Source organism: uncultured Pseudosulfitobacter sp. (genome assembly GCF_963976325.1).
GTDB lineage: Bacteria > Pseudomonadota > Alphaproteobacteria > Rhodobacterales > Rhodobacteraceae > Pseudosulfitobacter.
Map to the genome: position 1 here is coordinate 257,064 of NZ_CAXBJW010000001.1, position 23,201 is coordinate 280,264.

26 protein-coding genes, 1 tRNA gene and 1 riboswitch are annotated in these 23,201 nt (G+C 63.0%); of the genes, 7 read left to right on the forward strand and 20 right to left on the reverse strand.

Annotated features, from left to right (window positions below; genetic code table 11):
* Positions 1–3 precede the first annotated feature (3 nt).
* The 3 genes from AAC077_RS01285 to AAC077_RS01295 form a co-directional block, all read right to left on the reverse strand.
* The gene (locus AAC077_RS01285; RefSeq protein ID WP_339766133.1) at positions 4–1,245 is read right to left on the reverse strand and encodes a branched-chain amino acid ABC transporter permease; all 1,242 of its coding nucleotides are present in this window, start codon (positions 1,243–1,245) and stop codon (positions 4–6) included.
* A gap of 3 nt (positions 1,246–1,248) precedes the next feature.
* Positions 1,249–2,280, reverse strand: coding sequence for a branched-chain amino acid ABC transporter permease (locus AAC077_RS01290; RefSeq protein ID WP_339766134.1), 1,032 nt, complete (start codon positions 2,278–2,280; stop codon positions 1,249–1,251).
* 93 nt (positions 2,281–2,373) lie between these two features.
* Complete coding sequence (locus AAC077_RS01295; protein ID WP_339766135.1) at positions 2,374–3,738, reverse strand: substrate-binding protein; 1,365 nt, start codon at positions 3,736–3,738, stop codon at positions 2,374–2,376.
* A gap of 248 nt (positions 3,739–3,986) precedes the next feature.
* On the opposite strand from AAC077_RS01295, the gene AAC077_RS01300 reads away from it, so the two are divergent.
* The 5 genes from AAC077_RS01300 to AAC077_RS01320 all read left to right on the forward strand — a co-directional run bounded on the left by AAC077_RS01300 (position 3,987) and on the right by AAC077_RS01320 (position 10,021).
* Complete coding sequence (locus tag AAC077_RS01300) at positions 3,987–5,279, forward strand: short-chain fatty acyl-CoA regulator family protein (RefSeq protein WP_339766136.1); 1,293 nt, start codon at positions 3,987–3,989, stop codon at positions 5,277–5,279.
* 117 nt (positions 5,280–5,396) lie between these two features.
* Complete coding sequence (locus AAC077_RS01305; protein ID WP_339766137.1) at positions 5,397–5,765, forward strand: response regulator; 369 nt, start codon at positions 5,397–5,399, stop codon at positions 5,763–5,765.
* Between the two features lie 4 nt (positions 5,766–5,769).
* The gene (locus tag AAC077_RS01310; protein ID WP_339766138.1) at positions 5,770–6,048 is read left to right on the forward strand and encodes a hypothetical protein; all 279 of its coding nucleotides are present in this window, start codon (positions 5,770–5,772) and stop codon (positions 6,046–6,048) included.
* Positions 6,048–8,738 (forward strand): sensor histidine kinase, encoded by a 2,691-nt coding sequence (locus AAC077_RS01315; protein WP_339766139.1) that lies wholly within the window; start codon positions 6,048–6,050, stop codon positions 8,736–8,738. The genes AAC077_RS01310 and AAC077_RS01315 overlap by 1 nt, the downstream gene beginning before the upstream one ends.
* Positions 8,739–8,842: 104 nt before the next feature.
* Positions 8,843–10,021 carry a FliM/FliN family flagellar motor C-terminal domain-containing protein gene (locus AAC077_RS01320; protein ID WP_339766140.1) on the forward strand — a complete coding sequence of 393 codons (1,179 nt, stop codon included), beginning with the start codon at positions 8,843–8,845 and terminating at the stop codon, positions 10,019–10,021.
* Positions 10,022–10,269: 248 nt separating this feature from the next.
* Here the strand turns inward: AAC077_RS01320 and AAC077_RS01325 are convergent, their stop codons facing one another.
* The 15 genes from AAC077_RS01325 to AAC077_RS01395 form a co-directional block, all read right to left on the reverse strand.
* A complete protein-coding gene (locus AAC077_RS01325) occupies positions 10,270–10,695 on the reverse strand; it encodes a TIGR01244 family sulfur transferase (protein ID WP_339766141.1) in 426 nt (141 codons plus the stop codon).
* 10 nt (positions 10,696–10,705) lie between these two features.
* Entirely contained in the window at positions 10,706–11,137 is a 432-nt protein-coding gene (locus AAC077_RS01330) for a DUF6691 family protein (protein WP_339766142.1), read from the reverse strand.
* A 1-nt stretch (position 11,138) separates the two neighbouring features.
* Positions 11,139–11,567 carry a YeeE/YedE family protein gene (locus tag AAC077_RS01335; protein ID WP_339766143.1) on the reverse strand — a complete coding sequence of 143 codons (429 nt, stop codon included), beginning with the start codon at positions 11,565–11,567 and terminating at the stop codon, positions 11,139–11,141.
* Positions 11,568–11,583: 16 nt separating this feature from the next.
* Positions 11,584–12,450: an MBL fold metallo-hydrolase gene (locus AAC077_RS01340; protein ID WP_339766144.1), complete on the reverse strand. Its 867-nt coding sequence runs from the start codon at positions 12,448–12,450 to the stop codon at positions 11,584–11,586.
* A gap of 65 nt (positions 12,451–12,515) precedes the next feature.
* Complete coding sequence (locus AAC077_RS01345) at positions 12,516–12,758, reverse strand: hypothetical protein (protein WP_339766145.1); 243 nt, start codon at positions 12,756–12,758, stop codon at positions 12,516–12,518.
* Between the two features lie 36 nt (positions 12,759–12,794).
* Positions 12,795–13,781 carry a TonB family protein gene (locus AAC077_RS01350; RefSeq protein WP_339766146.1) on the reverse strand — a complete coding sequence of 329 codons (987 nt, stop codon included), beginning with the start codon at positions 13,779–13,781 and terminating at the stop codon, positions 12,795–12,797.
* A complete protein-coding gene (locus AAC077_RS01355) occupies positions 13,778–14,158 on the reverse strand; it encodes a biopolymer transporter ExbD (RefSeq protein WP_339766147.1) in 381 nt (126 codons plus the stop codon). Before AAC077_RS01355 ends, AAC077_RS01350 begins: the two co-directional genes overlap by 4 nt.
* A 2-nt stretch (positions 14,159–14,160) precedes the next feature.
* Positions 14,161–14,532 (reverse strand): biopolymer transporter ExbD, encoded by a 372-nt coding sequence (locus AAC077_RS01360; protein WP_339766148.1) that lies wholly within the window; start codon positions 14,530–14,532, stop codon positions 14,161–14,163.
* The gene (locus AAC077_RS01365) at positions 14,532–15,167 is read right to left on the reverse strand and encodes a MotA/TolQ/ExbB proton channel family protein (RefSeq protein WP_339766149.1); all 636 of its coding nucleotides are present in this window, start codon (positions 15,165–15,167) and stop codon (positions 14,532–14,534) included. The genes AAC077_RS01360 and AAC077_RS01365 overlap by 1 nt, the downstream gene beginning before the upstream one ends.
* Entirely contained in the window at positions 15,164–15,946 is a 783-nt protein-coding gene (locus AAC077_RS01370; RefSeq protein ID WP_339766150.1) for a cobalamin-binding protein, read from the reverse strand. The genes AAC077_RS01365 and AAC077_RS01370 overlap by 4 nt, the downstream gene beginning before the upstream one ends.
* Positions 15,946–16,605, reverse strand: coding sequence for an adenosylcobinamide amidohydrolase (locus AAC077_RS01375; protein ID WP_339766151.1), 660 nt, complete (start codon positions 16,603–16,605; stop codon positions 15,946–15,948). Before AAC077_RS01375 ends, AAC077_RS01370 begins: the two co-directional genes overlap by 1 nt.
* The gene (locus tag AAC077_RS01380) at positions 16,602–17,348 is read right to left on the reverse strand and encodes an ABC transporter ATP-binding protein (RefSeq protein ID WP_339766152.1); all 747 of its coding nucleotides are present in this window, start codon (positions 17,346–17,348) and stop codon (positions 16,602–16,604) included. Before AAC077_RS01380 ends, AAC077_RS01375 begins: the two co-directional genes overlap by 4 nt.
* Complete coding sequence (locus tag AAC077_RS01385; RefSeq protein ID WP_339766153.1) at positions 17,345–18,325, reverse strand: iron ABC transporter permease; 981 nt, start codon at positions 18,323–18,325, stop codon at positions 17,345–17,347. Before AAC077_RS01385 ends, AAC077_RS01380 begins: the two co-directional genes overlap by 4 nt.
* Positions 18,322–19,158 (reverse strand): ABC transporter substrate-binding protein, encoded by an 837-nt coding sequence (locus AAC077_RS01390; RefSeq protein WP_339766154.1) that lies wholly within the window; start codon positions 19,156–19,158, stop codon positions 18,322–18,324. The genes AAC077_RS01385 and AAC077_RS01390 overlap by 4 nt, the downstream gene beginning before the upstream one ends.
* Positions 19,145–20,980, reverse strand: a complete 1,836-nt coding sequence (locus tag AAC077_RS01395) for a TonB-dependent receptor (RefSeq protein ID WP_339766155.1) — start codon at positions 20,978–20,980, stop codon at positions 19,145–19,147. The genes AAC077_RS01390 and AAC077_RS01395 overlap by 14 nt, the downstream gene beginning before the upstream one ends.
* A 134-nt stretch (positions 20,981–21,114) precedes the next feature.
* Positions 21,115–21,318: riboswitch (cobalamin riboswitch) on the reverse strand.
* A gap of 147 nt (positions 21,319–21,465) precedes the next feature.
* Between AAC077_RS01395 and AAC077_RS01400 the strand changes: the two genes are divergently transcribed.
* Both AAC077_RS01400 and AAC077_RS01405 read left to right on the forward strand, forming a co-directional pair.
* Positions 21,466–21,729 (forward strand): DUF2312 domain-containing protein, encoded by a 264-nt coding sequence (locus AAC077_RS01400; RefSeq protein WP_028958061.1) that lies wholly within the window; start codon positions 21,466–21,468, stop codon positions 21,727–21,729.
* 152 nt (positions 21,730–21,881) lie between these two features.
* Positions 21,882–22,202 (forward strand): hypothetical protein, encoded by a 321-nt coding sequence (locus AAC077_RS01405; RefSeq protein WP_339766156.1) that lies wholly within the window; start codon positions 21,882–21,884, stop codon positions 22,200–22,202.
* 12 nt (positions 22,203–22,214) lie between these two features.
* Here the strand turns inward: AAC077_RS01405 and AAC077_RS01410 are convergent, their stop codons facing one another.
* Both AAC077_RS01410 and AAC077_RS01415 read right to left on the reverse strand, forming a co-directional pair.
* Positions 22,215–22,733, reverse strand: a complete 519-nt coding sequence (locus AAC077_RS01410; RefSeq protein WP_339766157.1) for a hypothetical protein — start codon at positions 22,731–22,733, stop codon at positions 22,215–22,217.
* Positions 22,734–22,990: 257 nt separating this feature from the next.
* Positions 22,991–23,066: transfer RNA gene (locus AAC077_RS01415), tRNA-Thr, on the reverse strand.
* Positions 23,067–23,201: the final 135 nt, after the last annotated feature.

The window sequence follows — 23,201 nt, forward strand, 5'->3', positions numbered from 1 at the left end:
CCCTTATTCGGCTGCTGTGTTGCGGCGTTTGGCGGCATCCGCCTCGGCCTGTGCGGTTGCGCGTTTGGACCGGCCAAAGAACAGGCCCCCCAGACGTTTGCCGCCCTCGACCAGCCCGCCGGGCAGGAAGATGATCACGACCATGAACAAAAGTCCCAGCGTCAGATGCCAGCCCTTGCCAACAAAGGGGTGGATGATGGTCACCAGGAAATCCTCGACGCCATCCGGCAGGAAGCCCAGCCATTGATGCAGCACGCCATCGTTGATCTTGCTGAGGATGTTCTTGAAATACTCGTTGAACCCAGCCCCCAGAATGGGACCGATCAGCGTGCCGACACCACCCAGGATCGCCATGATCACGATCTCGCCCGAGGCGGTCCAGTGCATCCGTTCTGCCCCCGCCAGTGGGTCCATCGACGACAGCAATCCACCCGCCAGGCCGGCATAGATGCCCGAGATGACAAAGGCCGCAAGCGTGTAGGGTTTGGTGTTCAGCCCAGTGTAATTCATCCGCTGCTGGTTCGATTTGACGGCCCGCAGCATCATCCCAAAAGGCGAGCGGAAGATGCGGATCGAGATATAAAACGAAATCAGCATGATGATGCCGCACAGGTAGTAGCCTGCGTTAAAGGTGAACAGCCAGTCGCCCAAGCGCAGCTCGTAACTGTCGCGCATGGCCACGCCAAAGAAGTTGGTCACCGGCAGCGACCCGTCCGGCGTGGTCGATTGGCCCAGCACCCGCGGATCGGTCAGCAGCAGTTGCAGGCCGGTTTCGCCGTTGGTCAGGTTAAAGTTCGACGACGGATTGCCCAGCACCGAATAGGCCAGATTGTACGACATCTGCGCAAAGGCCAGTGTCAGGATCGAGAAATAGATGCCCGAGCGGCGCAGGCTGACGTATCCGATGGCCAGCGCAAAGATGCCCGCCACAACCATCGACAGCAGGATGCCGGGGATCACGTTCATGCCCAGCAGTTTGAACATCCAGACCGCCGAATAGGACCCGACACCCAAGAAGGCCGCGTGGCCAAAGCTGAGGTATCCGGTCAGGCCGAACAGGATGTTGAACCCGATGACCAGAATGCCAAAGATAACAAAGCGTTGCATCAGGTCGGGGTAGCCTGCGTTGAACATCTGCGCGAGGCTGGACCCTTGGGGGAAGGGGTTCAGGATGAAGGGGGCCAGGGCCACCATCGCCAGAACCACCATGAACAGGGTAAAGTCTTTTTTGGTCAGTCCAAGCATGTCTTATTCCTCCATCACGCCACGACGGCCCATCAGGCCACGGGGACGGGTGAGAATGATAATGATTGCCACCACATAGATGATGATCTGGTCGATGCCGGGAAAGATCGCCTTGACCTCGTTCATCGAGGCGAACGCTTCGAGAATGCCCAGCAGGAAACCGGCCAGCACCGCACCGGGCAAAGACCCCATGCCGCCGACAACAACCACAACAAAGCTCAGCACCAGAAAATCCATGCCCATGTGATAGTTGGGCGAATTGATTGGCGCGTACATCACACCTGCCAATCCGGCGACGGCGGCGGCGATGCCGAACATGATGGTAAAGCGGCGGTCGATGTTGATGCCCAGCAGGCCCACGGTTTCGCGGTCGGCCATGCCCGCACGCACCACCATCCCGAAGGTGGTGAATTGCAAAAAGGCAAAGACCGCACCGATGATCACGGCAGCAAAGGCAAAGTAGACCATGCGCCAGTAGGGATAGATGATCGCATTGGGATCAAACCCGATCAGCACACCGAAATCGAACGACCCGCGAAACACTTCGGGCGCGCCGGTGGGGATCGGGTTGGCCCCGTAGAACGCCTTGATCACTTCTTGCAGGACGATGGCCAGACCGAATGTCACCAGGATCTGGTCGGCATGGGGGCGTTTGTAGAAATGTTTGATCAGGCCGCGTTCCATGATGAACCCGATGATGATCATGATCGGAATGGCAAACAGGATGGCCAGTGGCACCGACCAGTCAATCAGGGCGGCACCCACATCGGGGCCGAACCAGCTTTCGACATAGGGGGTGCTGATTTTTGCGGGATTTCCCAGGAAATCGGTTTTTGTCGGGTCTTCGACGACGGTCGACAGGTTCAGGATGCGTTGCAGGGTGACGGCGCAAAAGGCACCGATCATGAACAGCGCCCCGTGGGCAAAGTTGACCACGCCCAACGTGCCAAAGATCAGGGTCAGGCCAAGGGCAATCAATGCATAAGCAGAGCCTTTGTCCAAACCGTTGAGAAATTGAAGGATTATCTGATCCATCGTCCCACTCGTTTTATTGTACAGGAAAACTGCCCTCTTGCGGGGCAGGGAAATGCGGGGCAGGCGATGGCCCGCCCCACACTTTGAACCAGCTTACGCGCCCGGGTTGCACGATCCCAGCGCACCGCCCGAGAACATCGGGTGATCGACAGGATAGGTGACCTGCTCGGTCGGCGTGACTTCGACGATTTCCACAAGATCGAATTCGTTCTCGGGGTTTTCCTTGCCGCGCACGACAACGACGTCCTTGAAGCACTGGTGGTCACCGGCACGGTACAGCGTCGGGCCGTTGCCCAGACCGTCGAATTCGAACCCTTCAAGGGCCTCGACGACAGCGCAGGGGTTGAACGAACCGGCACGGGTGACCGCGTCAGCATACAGCAGCGTCTGCGCATAGCAGGTCTGAGCCGCCTGGCTGGGCGGGAAGCCGTATTTTTCGCCGAAGGATTTGACGAAAGCGTTGGTGCCCGCGTAACGGTCGCCTTTTTCGTTCTCCAGCTTCCAGTCCCAGTTTTGCGAGCCGACGATACCGGCAATGTTTCTGCCCGCACCCTTGGCCATCAGCTCGGAATACAGCGGCACGACGATTTCAAAGTTCTTGCCGTTGGCTTGCTTTTCACGCAGGCCGAACTGCACCGCGTTGGTCAACGAGTTGACCATGTTCCCGCCGTAGTGGTTCAGAACCAGAACATCTGCGCCCGAGTTTAGAACCGGCGCGATGTAAGACGAGAAATCCGTGGCCGCCAGCGGCGTGCGGACCTTCTCGACGGTTTGCCAGCCCAAAGCTTCGGTCGCGGCGGCAATCGATTCTTCCTGCGTCCAGCCCCATGTGTAGTCGGCGGTCAGGTGGTACGCGCGACGGTCCGAACCGTACAGTTGCTCAAGCACCGGGGCGAGGGCAGCAGCGGACATGTAGGCGTTAAAGAAGTGGCGGAAACCGTTGGCTTTCTTGTCTTTGCCGGTGGTGTCGTTCGAGTGGGTCAAACCCGCCATGAAGATCACGCCAGCCTCTTGGCACAGACCCTGCACAGCCACGGCCACGCCCGAGGACGAGCCGCCCGAGATCATGATCGCACCGTCTTTTTCGATCATCGACTTGGCCGATGCGCGCGCTGCGTCCGATTTGGTTTGCGTGTCGCCGGTGACGAACTGAACCTTTTTGCCCAGAATACCGGTGCCATCCAGAACCTTGGACGAGAAGGTGCTGAGCATACCGCCGTCGCCTTCGCCGTTCAGGTGTTCGACCGCCAGCTCGAAGGCGCGCAGCTCGTCTGCGCCCTCATCCGCGTAGGGGCCGGATTGGGGCACGTTAAAGCCCAGCGTGACCGTGTCGCCGGTCGGCGCGTTGGTAAAGCCTGCGTGGCTGGCCGCACTCAGATACGTCGGCAGCGCAAGGCCCGCACCGGCAATGGTGCCGGTCTTGAGCACGCCGCGACGTGTAAAGTTCGAATTGGACATGAAATCCTCCCAGTTGTTGAATTGCGCCCTGCCGACTCCTCCGTCCGCACAAGGCACATGCACCACGCCTGTTGGTGCACAGTGCAAATATGTTATCGCCTGCTTTTGGAAAACTGCGCAATAACCCCCTTGAAATTCAAGATTATTTTGTAAATAAATGAACAGAATTCGTTAACGATATGTAAATTTACTTATGTCGCGTTGCAGAAAGCCTTTGATAAGGTGCAACAAAGCGATGGGGGCGGATAATGAATAAGGACTCGTTAACCGGCAGCCGTATTCGGGAACGCCGGGTGATTGCCGGTCTGAAACAGGCCGATCTGGCGCAACAGGCCGGAATCTCGGCCAGCTATCTTAATTTGATCGAACACAACCGCCGCAGAATCGGTGGCAAACTGCTGCTGAACATCGCGCATTTATTGGGGGTTGAACCCTCTGCCCTGACTGAAGGGGCCGAAGCCGCGCTGATCGCGTCGCTGCGCGAGGCGGCCAATGACGTGGGGCGCGGCGTGGCCGAGGTCGAGCGGGTCGAAGAATTTGCAGGCCGCTTTCCCGGCTGGGCCGAGGTGCTGGCCGGTGCCCATCGCCGTGTGCTGTCGCTGGAACGCACGGTTGAAACACTCAGCGACCGGCTGACCCATGATCCGCAACTGGCCACCTCGATGCACGAGGTTCTGTCGACGGCTGCGGCGATCCGGTCGACCGCGTCGATTCTGGCCGATGACACCAGCATTTCGCCCGACTGGCAGGCGCGGTTCCACGCCAACATCGACCAGGACAGCCGTCGGCTGGCGGACAGCGCCAAGGCATTGGTGACCTATCTGGATGCGAACCCCGAAGAGACCGCCCATGCGTCGCCCCAGGAAGAGGTCGATGCCTTTCTTGAGGCGCAGGGTCACAGTTTCGAGGCATTGGAAGCCGGAACGCAAACAGTTGAGGCTGTGCTGGCACAGGCCCCGCAACTGGCCTCTGTCGCGGCCCAGCATCTGGCGCGGCAGGTTCTGACCCAGATCGAAGCCGACGCCTGCGCGGTCAGCCGTGCGGCATTGATGGAAGCGGTCGCACATGCGGGCATTGATCCTGTGGCGCTGGCGCAGGAATTCGGCGTATCGGTCGCCCGCATCCTGCGCCGTCTGGCGGCCCAACCCGGCACGCCGCGTGGGCTGGTCGTTTGCGACCGCGCGGGCAGCCTGGTGTTCCGCCGCCCCGTCGAAGGGTTTTCCATCCCGCGCTTTGGTGCCTGCTGTCCGCTGTGGCCCCTGTTTCAGGTCTTGCAGCATCCCGGGCAGGTTCTACGGGAACGGGTTCAGCAACAGGGGCGCAATGTGGCGACCTTTGACTGCTTTGCCGTCGCCGAACCTGTGGGGCCTGCACAATATAATGCGCCGCCGCTGGTTCACGCGACCATGCTGATCCTGCCGGTCAGCGCACCGGACCACGGTCAAACTGCGGGGCGTCCGGTGGGGGCCACCTGCCGGATCTGCCCGCGCGAGGTCTGCGCAGGCCGCCGCGAGCCGTCGATCCTGAGCGCAGGCTTTTGACAGGCACTGCTTTTCGATCAATAGTCTGCGATCAAGAGGAGAGCCGCGCGCGGCAACGTGGTGCGGCGACGTGGCACGCGGGTGCGACGGGGGCCGTTCGGGGAGGAATGGACACCAATGGACAAGCACGTACTGCTGGTCGAGGACGAAGTGAATATCATCGAGGCCATGCGCTTTTTGCTAACGCGCGACGGCTGGAAGGTGGGCACCCATTCGGACGGGGCCACTGCCATATCGGCGATCCGCGACGCGCGACCCGATCTGGTGGTGTTGGACTATATGCTGCCGGGCAAAAGCGGCATCGAGATTCTGACCGAACTGCGGGCCCTGCCTGACTTTGCGGAGCTGCCGGTGCTGATGCTGACCGCACGCGGCCAGTCGCGCGACCGCGAGCTGGCCGAGCGGGCGGGGGTCAACCGGTTCATGACCAAGCCGTTTTCGAACGCCGAAGTGCTGAACGCCGTGCGCGATCTGGTGCGGACCTAGGCGCATGGCACGCGGCCCATCCTCGCCTGTGTTTCTGGAGCGGCGCAGCTACCGCCGCCGCCGGATGCAGGACGCGCAACGACTTTTGCCGGTGTTGGGCATGTTGTTGTGGATGGTGCCGGTGCTGTGGCCCACGCGCGACGAAACGGGCCATGTCACCATGTCCGCCGCGATCTATTACGTCTTTGGCGTGTGGTGCGTTTTGATCGGGCTAAGCTTCGGCTTGTGGCGCGGATTGAAACCCAAGGCCGATGACAGCACGGAACAAGGCGGTGATCTCTGATGGCGTCGCTGAACCTGCTGGTCGGTGTCTGTCTGGTCTATGTGGCGTTTCTGTTTGCCGTCGCCTTTGCCGCCGAACGTGCCGCCGTGCGCGGGCGCAGCGGCTGGTTGCGCACGCCGCTGGTCTACACGCTGTCGCTGTCGATCTATTGCACCGCCTGGACGTTTTACGGCGCGGTTGGCTATGCGGCGCGGTCGGGGATGGAATATGTGACCATCTACCTGGGCCCGTCGCTGGTGATGATCGGCTGGTGGTGGGTGCTGCGCAAGCTGGTGCGCATCGGGCGCAGCCAGCGGGTGACCTCGGTGGCCGACCTGATCTCGGCGCGCTATGGCAAATCCAACACGCTGGCGATTGTGGTGACAGTGATGGCTGTCGTCGGCGTTACGCCCTATATCGCCTTGCAATTGCAATCGGTTACGCTGGCGCTTTCCATTTTTGCAGGTCCGTCCGACGCGGCCGGTGCGGCGGCGCTCAACCCGCTGTCGGCGGGGTTCTGGGTGGCTGGCGGGCTGGCGGTGTTCACGGTGCTGTTCGGCACCCGCAACCTGAACGCCAATGAACGCCATGACGGCGTCGTTATCGCCATCGCGGTCGAGGCCGTGGTGAAGCTGGTGGCGCTTATGGCCGTGGGCATCTTTGTCGTCTGGGGCATCGCGGGGGGCATCGGCCCGATGATGGAGCGCATCGACGCCAGCGCGCTGGGCACATGGGAGCTGGACCGCAGCCGCTGGGCCGCGTTGACCGTGCTGTCGGCTGCGGCCTTCCTGTGCCTGCCGCGCATGTTTCAGGTGCTGGTGGTCGAGAATGACGACGAACGCCATGTGCAGATCGCAAGCTGGGCCTTTCCGGTCTACCTGATGCTGATGAGCCTGTTCGTGGTGCCCATCGCCGTTGTGGGCCTGAAGCTGCTGCCTGCGGGATCGAACCCCGACCTGTTCGTGGTCAGCGTGCCCTTGGCCCAGGGGCAGACCGGCCTTGCGGTGCTGTCGTTTCTGGGCGGGTTTTCATCGGCGACGTCCATGGTGATCGTGGCCACGCTGGCGCTGTCGACGATGGTGTCGAACCACGTGGTCATGCCGATCTATCTCAGCATCAAGCCGGGCGGGGCCAGCATGTCGGGCGACGTTCGCAATGTCATCCTGCTGGCGCGGCGGCTGTCGATCCTGCTGATCATCGCCTTGGGCTATCTGTACTACGTGCTGTCGGGGGGCAGCGGCGCGCTGGCCGCGATCGGTTTGATTTCCTTTGCCGGCGTGGCGCAGTTCCTGCCCGCGATGTTGGGCGGCATCTTCTGGCGCGGGGCCACGCGGCTGGGCGCGTTGTCGGGTCTGTGTCTTGGGTTTGCGATCTGGGTCTATGCGTCTTTGTTGCCCAGTTTCGGACAGGACGCCGTGCTGCCTGCCTCGTTTTTCGAGGTCGGCCCCTTTGGCATCGGCTGGCTGCGCCCCTATGCGTTTTTCGGCATCGACGGCATGGACCCCACCGTTCATGCGGTTTTCTGGTCGCTGCTGCTGAACACCGGCGTGTTCGTGGTGGTGTCGTTGCTGACCTTCCCCAAACCGTTGGAGCGTTTGCAGGGGGCACAATTCGTCAACGTGTTTGACCATTCGGGGCAGGCGCGCGGCTGGCACGCGTCGGTCGCGGCGTCCGAAGACCTGATGATCATGGCGCAACGCATCCTGGGCGCGTCCGAGGCGCAAGCATTGTTCCGGGCGGCGGCCCGCGAACAGGGCATGACGGGCCATCTGCCCGAACCGAACCCTGCGTTTCTGGAACGGCTGGAACGCGAGCTTTCGGCATCCGTTGGCACCGCCACGGCGCATGCGATGGTCAGCCAGATGGTTGGTGCGGCCTCGGTGTCGGTCGAGGATTTGCTGGCTGTGGCCGACGAATCCGCGCAGATGCTGGAGTATTCCAGCCAGCTTGAAGCAAAATCCGCCGAACTGAGCCGTACCGCGGGCCAGTTGCGCGAGGCCAATGAAAAGCTGACGCAGTTGTCGGTGCAAAAGGATGCGTTCCTTGGCCAGATTAGTCACGAGCTGCGCACGCCCATGACCTCGATCCGCGCGTTTTCGGAAATTTTGCGCGATGCCGACGGGCTGAGCCTTGCAGAAAAGACCAAATACGCCTCGATCATCCACGTCGAAGCGATCCGCCTGACGCGGTTGCTGGACGATCTGCTGGATCTGAGTGTGCTGGAAAACGGTCAGGTCAGCCTGAATTCTGCCACCGGCCCGTTGGACGCGGTGCTGGATCACGCTGTGGTCACGGCACAGGCGGGCGGCGATGGCCGTTTGCGGATCGTGCGCCATGCGGGGGCGGGCGACACCACGTTGACCACCGATATGGACCGGTTGGGGCAGGTGTTCATCAATTTGATCACCAACGCTCAGAAATACTGTCGCGCAGCCGCGCCGCAGCTTGAGATTTCCGTAGGCGTCGACGCCGATACGCTGGCGGTCGAGTTTCGTGACAACGGCACGCCAATTCCCGATGCGGCCCGCGCGCTGATCTTTGAAAAATTTGCCCGCGTGGCCGAAGGCGAAGGATCGGGGGCGGGGTTGGGGCTGGCCATCTGCCGCGAGATTATGGCACGGCTGGGGGGCGACATCACCCATGTGCCACAGTCGGCCGGCAATGTTTTTGTTGTGCAAATCCCGCGCCGTCAGGCTGTGGCCACGCAGTAGCCTGCGGACCAAGCACGCCTGCACGTCTAAAGCCTATGGTAACCATTAATGCGCTAGGACGGGGGCAATCCACACGCAGGGCCCACACGCAGGGCAGGGGTGCCATGAGCGCAAGCGATCCTAATCCATCGGTTCTGCGTCGCAAGACGGCCGCAGGACAACAGCAGCATCAGGCGCGGTCGGTGACCGTGGCCAAGGCGATGCGCCTGTCGATTGCCAAGGTGGGGCTGGATACCTTTGACATGGCGATGCAGGCAATTGGTTTGCTGGTCGAGGATCGCAGCCAAGAGGCGTGCATTGACATGATGGATGCGGCCAACCTGCTGGTTTTGCTGGACGGGCCGCAGGGACGCGTGGGCGCTGCGATGATTGACGCGGGGCTGGTCGGTGGGCTGATCCAGCAGCAGACGATGGGCCGCGTGGTGTCGCCCGTAGGGGACCCGCGAGAGATGACAGCGACGGACGCAGCCATGTGCGCGCCGTTGCTGGATGCGCTGTTTGACAAGGCGTCGGCTGCGGTCGAGGACGAGGCCGACCGCTTGCTGTTGCGCGGCTTCACCTTTGGCGCCCGCTCGGAAGAACCGCGATTGGTTGCGATGGCGCTGGAGGGGGCGGAATACCGCGTGATCCGCCTGACGCTGGATCTGGCCAAGGGCGTGCGTCAGGGCGATCTTGTGCTGTTCCTGCCACTGGTGCCGCTGCACGATCCCGATGGCGGCGGTCTGGATGCCAGCGATGATGCGGGGCAGGTGGAACATGGCCCGCGCAACATGACGGACGTGGTGATGCTGCTTGAGGCGGAATTGATGGTGCAACTGTGCCATGTGCGGATAAACCTGTCCGACCTGACCCGCCTGTCGCCGGGCGACACGGTCCTGCTGCCGCCGGGCACCTTTCCCAGGACGCGGATCATGGCACAGTCGGGCAAATGTCTGGGCACGGGGACGCTGGGGCAGGTTGACGGTCAGCGCGCGTTGCAGATCGACCGCGAACCGGCCCATGCCAACCAACCGCAGCGCCGCCAGTCGGACCAGCCGGACGTGGACATGCCGACCGTGGCGCAGGTTGACATGGGCGCAGGCGGGCTTCCGGCCTTGCCTGATATTGACGGTGTTCCCGCTCTTGATGACATGCCGATGCTGCCATCCTTTGACGAGGCGGACATGCCACCGCCGCAGGTGGACGAGCTGCCTGATTTGAATAGCTTGCCCGAGCTTGACGACCTGCCTGATCTGGCTGATTTGCCCGACCTTGGCGATCTGCCAGAGATAAAATCGGCCTGATCGACAGGTGGGCCGTGCCTGTTCGTGCCTTGACCGCGTCGCTGAGCTTTCCAAATCGCCCTAGCAAAGGCTGTGGGGTGTCAATCTGCACCGGATGACCCGCGCGCAAATCAACGAGCTTGGGTGCTGCTCTGCGGTCGGCCATCACTCGGGTGCCGGGTCGCTGACACGACTTTCGTGCCCTGACAGCATCAGCGCAAGAAAATGGCCGGCCCCGTGCCGCCCGCATCAGCAGGGCGGCGGGCCCCTCAGCCCTGTGACATTGCCGTAAGCGTTGGCCGCAGACCTTCCAGATCGTAGCCCCCCTTGCGGGCGGTCTCCAGAATGTCATCGACACTTTGGGTGCCCGCCTGACCCAGCGCCCAGATCACCGTGCAACGGGTGCCCGACGCGCAATAGGCCAGAACCTTGCCCGGCGCATCGGCGACAAAGCCCATCTGCGCCGCGACATTGTCAGGCGTCATGGTCTGGTGCGTCAGCGGCAGAACCTTGAAATCCAGCCCTGCATCCTGCGCCGCCTGCGCCATCACGTCGGCCTGATGGCTGGGCGGGTTTTCGGCGTCGGGTCGGTTGCAGATCACACGGGTAAACCCCGCCTCAGCGATTGCGGGCAGGTCTGCCGGATCAATTTGGGGCGAGACGAAGTAGTCGGGGGTGATTTGACGAATATCCATATTCGAAGGTCTAGGCCGATGCCGCGCGTCTGTCCAGCATCTGACTGATGCGCGGTGCCGCTGCCATGCCGATCAGCATTGTCACAAAGAACACCAGGCCCGACGTGCCGCCATAGCTGAGCGATGCCATCGCGGGTCCGGGGCACAGGCCCACCAGCCCCCAGCCAATGCCGAACAACAGCGATCCGATCACCAGCCTGCGGGTGATGTCGGTGGTGGGGCGTGGCGGGAACATGCCGCCGGCCAAGGGCTTGCGACCCGTCGTCAGACGCCACGCCACCGCCATGGGCACAATCGCGCCGCCCATGACAAAGGCCAGCGTCGGGTCCCAGTTGCCAAAGAGGTCCAGAAACCCCTGCACACGGTTGGTGTCGGTCATGCCCGACAGGTGCAGGCCCAGCCCGAACAGGCCACCCGCGATCAAAGCGATCATCAGACGCATGTCACAGCCCTCCCATCAGGGCGCGCAGGCCCGCCACCGTGGCGACCCCTGCACCGATGTAGAACAGCGTGGCCGCGATTCCGCGCACACTCAGCCGCGAAATCCCACAAACCCCGTGCCCCGAGGTGCAGCCGTTGGCCAGCCGTGTGCCCAGTCCGACAGCCAGACCGCCCGCAATCAGCAAGGCGGGCGACGCGGTTGCATGTGTCTCGACACTTGCGGTGCCCAGATAGTGAAAGGCGGCAGGCACCGCGATCACGGCGGCGATAAAGGCCACCGATTCCGGCCAGCCGCGCCGCGCGGTGCCGTCCAGCAGCCCGCCCAGAATGCCCGATGCCCCCATGATCCGACCGTTGCCCAGCAACAGGATGGACGCCGCAGTGCCAATAATCAGACCGCCGAACAGCCCCCAAAGCCAAGACACTTCCATGATATTTCCTTCGCTTTCAAAGCTTGTTGATCGGCAATTTCAGCATAACCGTGCCGTCGTCCTCTGCGGGGGGCATGTGGCCTGCGCGCATGTTGACCTGCAAGGATGGCAAGATCAGCTTTGGCATTCCCAATGTGGCATCGCGGGTCTGGCGCAGGGTTACGAAATCGTCGCAATCCACGCCGCCGCCGATGTGGACGTTGGCCGCTTTTTCCTCGGCCACGGTGGTTTCCCAGGCAAAGTCGTCGCGTCCCGGTGCCTTGTAGTCATGGCCCACAAAAATACGTGTCTGGTCCGGCAGTGACAGGATGCGCTGGATCGAGACATAAAGATCCGTGGCCGACCCGCCCGGAAAATCACAGCGCGCGGTGCCAAAGTCGGGCATGAACAGCGTATCCCCGACAAAGGCCGCATCGCCGATGACATAGGTCAGACAGGCGGGGGTGTGCCCCGGCGTGTGCATCACGTCGCCGCGCATCTGACCGATGTGAAAACTGTCACCATCGGCGAACAGCGCGTCGAATTGCGATCCGTCACGCTGGAATTCCGTGCCCTCGTTGAACACTTTGCCAAACGTGTCTTGGACCACGGTGATGTTCTTGCCGATGCCGATCTTGCCGCCGATGCGGTCCTGCACATAGGGCGCGGCTGACAAATGGTCGGCATGAACGTGGCTTTCCAAGATCCACTGGCATTCCAGGTCATGGTCGCGGATGTGCGCGATGATCCGGTCGGCGCTGGCGGTAGATGTGCGCCCCGCGGCCTGGTCGAAATCCAGAACTGAATCGACCACAGCACAAGCGCGGCCTGCCGGGTCCTTGACCACATAGCTGACGGTATTGGTGGCCTGATCGAAAAAGGCGGTGACATCTGGGTGAAACATGGCGCTCTCCGACGTTTGTCTATTCAACATATGAATACCAATCGACGGTTTGCAAGCTTCGGCCGTCAGCCGAGGAAAATGCCCAGGACCACCAGCATCAGGCCAAAGGCAGATACGAACAAAGCGCCGATGTTCAACGGCACCACCGATTGCAGCACGGCGCGCATGGCGTCGTCGTCCAGTTGCGCCCGTTTGGCGCGCGCCACACGGATGATGCACCACACCAGCCCCGCAAGACCGATAAGCGAGATTGCGGCACCGGCCCAGATAAGCAGGTCGAAGATCAGGGATGAGGTTTCAAGTTCCATGCGCACCCGCTACTGCATTGGCGCGCGCTGGGCAAGTCAGCCGTTGAAATCCAGTGCGATGGTAAAGGTATAGGCAGGCTTGGTCAGCCCGCCCGGCGCGCGGGCAAAGCGGCGGGCGCGTTTCACGGCGGAAATGGCAGCCTTGTCCAGCGTCGCATTGCCGGACGACGCCACCACCCGCACCGATTGCAGCACGCCTGACGGCGCGATGGACAGGGCCAGCTTGGTGCGGCCCGCACCTGCACCGCGCGGTGACGCGGCGTTGCGGCGCACTTTGGATTGGATCGCAGCACCCCATTGCGCTTGCAGGGCGTTGGCGCGGGCGGTGGAGACGCTTTGCGTTTGCGCGGCGCCGCCGGTGCCAGCGGTGGCTGATTTCGCGGCGCTGCCCTTGGCGGTGGATTTCGGTTGCGGGGCGGATGCGGTCGCTTTGGGTTTCGGTTTGGCTGCGGGTTTGGCCTTGGCGGGCGGGGCCAGATCGCGCGGGCGCAGCATGGGCCGTTTCGAGGTGCTGGCAGTGGTGTCCTGAACCTGTGGCATGTCGGTGGGCGGTGTGACGGCGGCCAGTTGGTCCGGCTTTGCTGGGGCAGGGCGCGCGTCGGTGCGCGCAGCGGGTGTGTCTTGCGGCATCGCCTCGGGGGGGGCGGGCTGTGCCACCTCGGTTTGCGGCTGAAGGTCAGGCAAGGGCGCGGGGCGCGTCGGCAGCGCAGGTGCCGCCATGTCGAACTGCGGCGCTTCGGGCAGCGCAGCGGGTGACGCTGGGCGATCCTCCACGGGGCGCTGCGGGGCGGTTTCCGCCGTGGGCTGCTGGGGAAGGGCGATGTCAGTGACGGCCTCGGGCGGACGCTCCCATGTCTCGGCCAGGGCTGCCATTGCTGCCGATGCCGGGGCCACGGTTGCCGCATCCGCGCCTGTGTCGCCAGCCGAGGACGCCCCGTTGGGGGCAGGGAAGGCTGCCCACAGGCCCACATGGGCGCTTGCGGCCAGCGACAGGAACACGGCTGCCTCGACCAGACGCATCATTTCGCCCCCGTGATCAGTTCGACACCGTCTACGCCCGCCGCTGCCAGCTTGGGCAGCAGCGCGGCCAGCTTGGCCGCGGGCAGGGCAGCATCGGCGCGCACCGGCAGCACGCCTGTGTGATCCTCCAACGCCACCAGCGCCGCATCGCCCGTCGCACCGCCATAGGCCAGCGTGCCATCGGCCCCGATGTACAGCGCGTTGGGGTCAACCGGTGCAGTTTCGGACGTGCTGTCGGGGACGGTGACGTCGATGGGGTCCGGCGGGGCGATCTGGGCGCTCATCAGGAAGAAGATCAGCAGCAGAAACACCACGTTGATCATCGGCACGATGTTCTCGGCGCTGCGGCGTGGGGGCGTGGGGGGCGAGAAATCCAGCATCGCTATTCCACCACGATCAGTTGCGTCAGGCCGGCGGCACGCAGATCGTCCAGCGTGCGCACCAGATCCTGTACCGTGGCCGCGCCGCGGGCCCGCAGCAGCACGGCGTCGTCCGGTCCCGACATCAGCGGCGCAAGGGCGGCAGGCAAGTCATCGACCGCCACGCCGTTCAGGGTCACGCCATCGGCTGTGATGCCCACCAGACGCGGCGGACCGGAATAGTCAGCTCCACGACCCGCCGTCTGCAACGGCAGGGCAAAGTCGGTGCCAAACCGTGCGGCCAGCATGAAGAACACCAGCAGCAGAAACACCACGTCGATCATCGGCGTAAGGCTGGGCCTGCGGGCGGGCCGAATGGGGCCAAAGCTGAACATCAGGGCGCTTTGGGGCCTCGGGTGAACACACGGGTGGCGGCGGTTTCCATGTCGCCTTGCAGCCGTGCGGCGATGCTTTCGAACCACGTCAGGGCCACGCCTGCGGGAATCGCCACGGCCATGCCTGCGGCGGTGGTCAGCAGCGCCTCCCAGATGCCACCGGCAAGGGCTGCGGGATCGGCGCGGCTGCCTGCCTCTTGCAGGGCCTGAAAGGCGTCGATCATGCCGACAACCGTGCCCAGCAGACCCAGCAACGGGGCGGTTGTGGCGATCAACTCCAGCGCGCGCAGACCGCTGCGGGTGTGGGCCAGGTCAATGCGCGCATGTGCGGTGGTTTCCTCGCGCGCTTGCGCTTCGTTCAGTTCCGGATCAAGTCGCGCGTCCATTGCCGCCAGCGCCATACGTGCGCGTATGGACCGGCGACCGGCCAGCTTTGCGCGGGCGCTGTCCACATTGCCTTGCGCCCAGTCGTCCAGCGCCGCCGCCGTGGCCGCGCCCGACCACGCGCCCAGCCGCGCCAGTTGCCACAGCTTCCAAAGGATCAGCGCCAGCGTCAGCACCGACAGCGCCGCGATCAGCCACAGCACAGGCCCGCCGCGTTCCAGAAATGCGATCAACGAGGGTGGCAAAATCATGGTGTCTCTCCCCATAGGGCGGTCAGAATGGCGTCCAGCCCGTCGGTCAGGGCCGCAGGGCCCGGTTGCAGGATCAGCGGCGATTTGATCTCGTGGATGCGGGCCTGCGCCACTGCGGGAATGGTGTCCCAGCCGGGGCGGGCAGCGATGCGTTCGGGACGCACCTTCTTGCCGCACCACGAGGCGATGATAACATCGGGGGCCGCGTCAATCACCTGTTGCGCATCCAGTATGCGGGCACGGGCGCCCTGTTCGGCTTGCAGGTGGGCAAAGACATCGACGCCACCGGCGATCTCGATCAGCTCGGATGCCCAGCGGATGCCCGAAATGGGCGGGTCGTCCCATTCTTCAAAATACACGCGGGGACAGGACGGACGCGGGGTGGCGCGGATGGTGTCGATGCGCGCGCCGTAGCTGTCGGCCAGCGCATTGGCCTCTGCCGCGCAACCGGTCAGCGCGCCCAAGGTGCGGATCATATCCAGAATGCCCGCGACCGAGCGTTGATTGAACCCGTGCACGGCGATCCCTGCGCGGATCAGATCGGCGGCAATGTCGGCTTGCAGGTCCGAAAAGGTCAGCACCAGATCGGGCTGCAACTCCAGTATCTTGGGCACATCCGCCGAGGTGAACGCCCCCACGCGCGGCTTTTCGCGGCGCACGCGGGCGGGGCGGACGGCATAGCCTGTGACACCGACGATGCGGTCGGACTGGCCCAGCAGGTACAGCGTTTCGACTGTTTCCTCGGTCAGGCAGACGATGCGTTCGGGGGGGAAGGCCATCAGATCACCTCTGGCCTGCGGACGGTCCGCATCCACTCTTGCGCGCCTTGCAGAACAGCGGTGTAGACGGCGCGGCCGACCGCTTCGCCCAGATCGGTGTGCATCCCCGCAAAGGTCGCGTCGCCCGCAGGGGCAGCCACCGCGATGCAGTCGGTGCCGGTGCCGGTGGCAATGCCGGTGGGCAACTGGTGGGCCACCTCCATCACCGCGACGGTGCGGGCCTGGGTGGCGATGGCCATCATCTCGATCAGGGCGGCTTGGGTCAGGGCGACGTCTGTCTGCACCGCGACGTTGATGGTGCCCCAATCCTTGCCCGACCGGTCCAGCCGCGTGCCGATGTGTTCGGCGTTCGACAGGCCCACGGTGGCCACGGCGCGGGCGTTGGCGATGCCTGCGGTGGTGGTATGCTCGGTCACCGCGCGAATGTCGCGCGAGGTCAGGAAACACACATCATCGGGCGTGCCGCGCTTGACCAGTTCGCCCGTCAGCCAGTCCAGCACGTCCAGATCCGGTGTCAGATCGGCATTGCGCACCTCGCGCCATGAGATCGCATCGGCAGTGACAAAGCCGGGGCGGTTCAGCGCCCAACTGAACACCTGATGCGGCCCGCCCAGGTCAAAGCGCAGCCACGGGCGGTCAAGGGACAGCGGCACGATCATGTCAGCGTGTCCAGCGTCTGGAACACGGGGCCGCGGTCGGTCATTTCGTAATGGGCGAGGATGCCAAAGACGTCGGCGAGGTTCTGGGGCGTCATCACCTCGACCGGAGGGCCGTCAGCGACAATAGTGCCGCGATGCAGCAGGATCACGCGGGTGCAATGGCGCGCGGCCAGCCCCAGGTCGTGCAAGGATGTCAGCACCGTGCGCCCCGCGGCGGCAAGGTCGGAAAACACCCGCATCGTGGCAATCTGTGCGGCGGGATCAAGGCCCGCGATCGGTTCATCCGCCATCATCATCGGCGTATCCTGCGCCAGCGCGCGGGCGATCAGCACCCGCGCCTGTTCGCCGCCCGACAGTTGCGTCGCGGTGCGTTGGGCGTAGGCCTCCAGCCCCATCTGCGCCAGCGCGTCGCGGACGGCGGCGGCATCCTCGGCCTTGGTGCCAGTATGGGGCAGACGGCCCAGCCGCACCAGCCGCTCCACACTCACGGGCCAGGCGATCTCGCGGGCCTGGGGCATCCACGCACAGGCGCGCGCACGCTCCATGCTGGTCATCTGCGCCAGAGACGATGTGCCCTCGTGCGGCAACAGGCCAAGGGCCGCGCGCATCAGGGTGGTTTTGCCGGCGCCATTTGGTCCCAGCAGGCCGACGCATTCGCCGGGCTGCAAGGTCAGCGACACGTTGTCGATCACCGGACAGGCGCCGCGTTGAACGGTCAGGTTTTGCAGGGTCAGCAGGCTCATTGCAGTGTCCCCCGCGTCTTGTAGATCAGGTGCAGGAACAGCGGCGCACCGACCAGCGCCATCAGCACGCCCAGCTTCAGGTCGCGGTCGGGCAGGGCCACGCGCACAGCTATGTCCGCCGCCAGCACCATCGCCGCCCCGCCAAGCGCCGAGGCCCACAGCAGCCGCGACGGTTGCCCACCCACAAAGGGGCGCAGCACATGCGGCACCACCAGTCCGACAAAGCCGATGGAGCCTGCAACAGCCGTACCGGCGCCCACACAGGCCGCCGTGCCGATGACCAACGCCAGACGCAAACGGGGCAGGCGCACGCCCATCGCGGCGGCGGCGTCTTCGCCCAGCGTCAGCGCGTCCAGACCACGGCCCAACGACCCCAGCAGCACCCAGCCCACCACCATGAACGGCAGCGCCAGCCAGACGTGCGAAAACGACCGGTCGGCCAGCGACCCCAGCATCCAGAACACGATTTCGGCGGCGGCAAAGGGGTTCGGCGACAGGTTCAGCACCAGCGAGGTAAAGGCCGAGGCCAGCGCCGAAATCGCAATCCCCGCAAGGATCAGCGTCAGCGCCGCGCCGCCCGGTCCGGCCAGCGTCAGGATCATCGCCACGGCGATCAGCGCCGCCAGCAGCGCCGACAGCGGCAACGCCAAGGCAAAGGCGGCCGCCAGTCCGGTTTGCAGCGCCAGCACCGCGCCCAGACCCGCCGCCGCCGACACGCCGATCAGGCCCGGCTCGGCCAGCGGGTTGCGCAGATAGCCCTGCATCGCGGCACCGGATACCCCCAACGACGCGCCGATCATCACCGCCAACAGCGCACGCGGCAGGCGGATTTGCTGCATTACCACGCTCATCGGAGTGCCGTCGGTGGCGAACAGGCTGGTGAACGAATGCCACACGGACACAGGCGTGGTGCCGGTCACCAGCGAAATCACGAACAGGACCACGCAAAGGGTCGTCAGAAGAACCGTCAGCTTCATTTGCGGGCCTCGACCTGTTTGCGCAGATTTACCATGCTGCGCACGGCGTTCAGCACGTTCGGCGTACCGCAGACCCAATCACGGTCGGTCAGCTCTCCGGCCATATAGGTGCCTTTCAGCGACGACAGGGCTGGGTGGTCCAGATTGTCCTCGGCGCGCGCGGCACCGGGATAATTGCGCCCTTGGACAATCACATCAGGGGCCAGCAGCACCAGCTGCTCCAGCGGCAGCACGCCAACCGACCCAAGGCCCACCTCTTCCGCGACATTGTCGAATCCGGCGGCAAACAGCACGTCACCCGCCAGCGAATGGCGGCCCGAGGAATAGTTGTTCACATATGTCAGTGCGGCGCGGGGGCGGTGGGCAGGTGTGGCGGAGAGCTCGGCAAGTTCGCTGTTGAAGGTGTCGATCAGGGCGGTGGCCTCAGCCTCGCGGCCCAGGGCGGTGCCCATCTGCGCCAACCGCTCGGGCACATCCGACAGCGCGCGGGCGGGGGCGAATTGCACCACTTCGATACCAAGGTTGCGCAACATGGAAATCGTCGCCATCGAGGTGAACGTGCCGGCCAGCACCAGATCGGGTTTCAGCAGATAAACTTCTTCGGCGCCCGATCCGTTCGCGGGCAGGGCGCGGGCCTGTTCGGAAAAAGCCGAATCCGTGTCCTCGTGTGACAACCGTGTGACCGACACCAGTTGACCGGGGGCGGCCATCAGCAACGCAAGCTGGTCGGTGCACAGGTTGATCGAGACCACCCGCTGCGGGGGGGCTGCCATGGCCGCAGCGGCGCTGACCAGCAGCGCCGCCAGGGATGTTATGAGATCAGAACGACGCACGGACGCCAAAGTAAATCGCGCGGTCAGAAGTGCCGTAGCCGTACGAGGTCTGGTATTGCTCGTTGGTCAGGTTCTCCAGCCGCACATAGCCTTCGGTGGTGTCGCTGAAGTCATAGGTCATGGAGGCGTTCACCACGGTGTAGTCGGGCATTGCATTGCCGCCGTCATTGGCGCGCCCTGCGACGTGGTTCAGCACCAGCTGGCCTGACAGCTTGTCGCTCAGGTCTGCCTCGACGCCAATGACAAAGTCGTGCTTGGGCACGCGTATCAACTGGTTGCCGCTTGAATCTTTGCCATCTGTGTAGGTGTACGAGCCGAACAGATCGGTGCCCGCCCCCAGCGCCACGCGGCCCGACAGTTCAAGGCCAGAAGTTCGCGATGCACCTTGCAACTGTTCAAAGCGCCCCGGAATCGGCCCAGTCCAGCCATCAGGATCAAAGTAGTCTATCAAGTTGTCGATTTCTGTGTAGAAGACGGTGGCCTTGATCTGTGCATCTTTGGCAAAGCGGTGTTCAACGCCAATCTCGGCGCTTCGGCTTTCTTCTTGAACCAATGACGAGTTGCCATAGAGAGGGTCGAACAACTCGTAGAGCGATGGCGCACGGAACCCGGTGCCAATGGACGCGCGCAGGGTGGTGTCCGCTGTGATGCGCCAGTTGGCCGCAAGACGGCCCGTGGTGAACCCGCCAAAGGTCGAGTGGTCGTCGTGACGAAGAGCAAAGCTCAGGTCCACATCCTCGGAGGCGGCATATTGTGCCTCGCCAAAGACCGACGCGATCTCGTAAGTGTTCTTGACTCCGTCGACGTCAGATTTTTCTTCGGTGTAGCTGGCGCCAAAGGCCAGATCAACCGCGCCCATCTGGGTCACGCCTTTGTAGGCGAGCTCGTTGCGGCGTCCATTGAAATTGCTATTGCCACCAGATTTATATTCGCGGTCGGTTTCTGAGTAATTCATGGAAAAAGTATGCTGAATTACACCGCCATCGACTTCAGCGTAAATGCGTGCGCCTTTCCGTGTAATAAGCGATAAATCGTCGGTATCTGTGAGGCCCGGATTGAAGCTGTCATATTCAGTTTCGCTATCGATGTAGTTCAATGCGAAACCAAGCTTGACAACATCGGTGGCCTGATGGGCACCCGTTAGAAAAAGCGTCGTGCCTTTATAACCGTCAGCTTCGTCGTTGCCATCATTTTCATCAGCCGCAGAAAACCCGTTGGTGTCGATATGGCTGAAGGTAAAGGCGAGCTCACCGCGCTCAGTTTTGGTCGCCACGCCAAATGTGGCGGAATAAGTGTCGTAGCTGCCTGCTTCGAAGCTATAGCGCAGTTGTGTTCCCATTTCGGTGGCACGCAGGGTGGTGATGTTGATCACCCCACCAATAGCCTCTGAACCGTAGATTGCTGATTGCGAGCCTTTCAGCACTTCGATCCGGTCGATACCCGCGGTGGTTAGGCTGCCGAATCCGAAAGATGTTTGCCCGCTGGAAGGGTCGGTCATGTCGATGCCGTCGATGTAGACGGGGATGTATTTGCCGGGCAGGCCACGGATGCGCAGCGTCGTGGTGCTGCCAAGGCCGCCATTGCCCGACACCGAAATGCCCGGCAAAGTGTCCAGCGTTTCTTCAACGCGCGCGCTGCTGCTCTTTTCGATGTCGTCCTGCTCGGCCACTTCGACCACAGTGCCGGTGCGTTTCGTCTCAACCGGCGTCTGGCTGGCCGAGACGGTGATCGTGCCCAGATCAAAGGCGTCATCCTGCGCCAGTGCAACGCGGGGCAGGGTGGCCATGGCCAGCACGGAGGCCGAAGCGAGTAGATGTTTCATAAAATTATCCCCTTACAGACGGGTCGGTTGGGTCCGGCCCTTTGGTCGTCGATATGGGAAAGGACAAAGCGCCTTCCGCCGGTGAAACGCCACCAAAGCGGTCAGGCCGCCGACACATACGCACCCCGCGCGTGTATCCGGGTGATCCCTTTGGCAGGTCTCCTGACTTGCGGGTCGATGCGGGGCCGCGCCTTCCCGGGGTTGATCCCCAGTGGCATGTGACGGCGGCGCTCACCGCTTACAGTTGCGGGGGCAGTCACGGATTTGGGGAAATTGCCCCGTACCGCGTTCCCTTTAACGACGAGTCACCCCGCCGAACCAAAGTAGGCGTGGCTTAGCCTGCGGATCGCTGCCGATCAAGTTGTGAATGCGACGCAGCAGGCGGGGCTTGCGTCAAACCGGCGTCAAAGGTGACTTGCAGGCGGCAGGGCAGGACGGTATCGGTTGGGTCTTGCCAGACCAGCCCTGACCGAAGGACGCGCCCCATGACCGACACCGCCACGAACCTTGAAAGCTACCGCGTGACCGCCGACGAACTGCGCCAGTTCATCGAGCGGATCGAACGTCTGGATGCCGAGAAAAAAGACCTTGCCGAACAGCAAAAAGAGGTGATGGCCGAAGCCAAAGGGCGCGGTTACGACACCAAGGTGATCCGCAAGGTCATCGCCCTGCGCAAGCGCGAGCCCGACGACATCGCCGAAGAAGAAGCGGTTCTGGAGATGTACAAAGAAGCGCTGGGCATGTCCTGACGCGGGGCGCGGGGCGCGCGATTGCTTGCCTCGCACCTGCTGCACCCTGTCCGTACCGGGACGGTGCACCTCTTTACTTGAATGCTTGCCGCCTTTGACCGGGCAGCGTAGCGTCAGGGGCGTGGTCAATTGTCGGCCACGGGGGGATTTTCATGCGACAGACCACCGGCTTTGCCGCGTTGCTTTGCGTCCTGTCAGGGATGTCATCACCGGCCCTGGCCTCCGAGGCTTGTGAGGTTGTCGCAACCGTTGCGGGCGCGGCAAGCGTGCCACTACATGCTGAACCCGACGAGAGTTCGGACCTTCTTCACGTTGTGCCCGTGGGAGATATTGTTCTTTACCCTCAACAGGATCTGGCTCCGGCGCAGTCGGAAAGCTGGCTGTGGGTGCGCCACGACAGCACACAACGCGACATCTGGCAAAGCGGCATCGCGGGCTGGTTGCGCGTTGAGAATGTGACAGATTGCGGCTGAGCGCGGCTGCGCCTAACCCTGGCCGTTCTCGAGAAACTGAGATGCGTCAAGAATGGTTTCCGCCAACCCGTCAAAGAAACGCGGCGACATGACATCAATCAAGCCCGAGGGCGCGCCCTCGGCCCTGGTCGGGCCTTCCGCGGCCTGTACCACGGCAAACATCGGTGTCTTGGCGCTCAGCAACTCACGATGGCTCGCGCCTGTGCCGTGCTTCAGGACATTGATCGCCAGGTAGTATTGGTGAAGCCTGTGGGCAAGATCGGCATGTCCGGCGGCCGACAACCGGGCTTCGACTTTGCGTGACAGCGGGCCGCGTTTGAAATGGCGCTGCATGCGTGCTTCGAACACGGTAAAGACATCGACGGCCGCCAATTCGATTGCGACCGTTTCAGATGTCACTTCTTCGATTTGCGCGCCCGACAGAGGCTGACCCTGCGCATGTTCCAGGATTGCCGAAATCCGGTCTTGTGACGCTTTCGCGGCAGTCAGTGCAGCGTTAACCAGTTCTGGCAGGGTCTGTGAGGATGTCATGGTGCGTCCTTGATAAGATTTGCTCTCCCAATAAGCTAAAATGTCGCCGAGGGTAGGCCAAATGTATCCGCCGGCTCTGCACAGTTTGCGGTCTTGGCAAGAGAAGAGGGGCTTGGCGATTCTCCCGCAAGGTTGGGCTGTGGCCACAGCAGGAGGGACATTTCGAAAGGAAGCGCCTTTGGCCCCGGTTTATGATGACATGCGCACGTATAAGAGCGCTGTGACTGCGCGAAAAATTACTGAGATTTAAGGAAAAATGGTGCCCCCACACGGACTCGAACCGCGGACCTACTGATTACAAATCAGTTGCTCTACCAGCTGAGCTATAGGGGCACTCGGGCGCTCGTTTACTGCGCTGTTACACGACGCGCAAGATGAAAATGCACTTGCTGATGCAGTTTATGTTTGGTGGTTTTCCCGACCGTCAAAAACGCTATAACAAACGCACGGGCACAGCCTTACAGGATC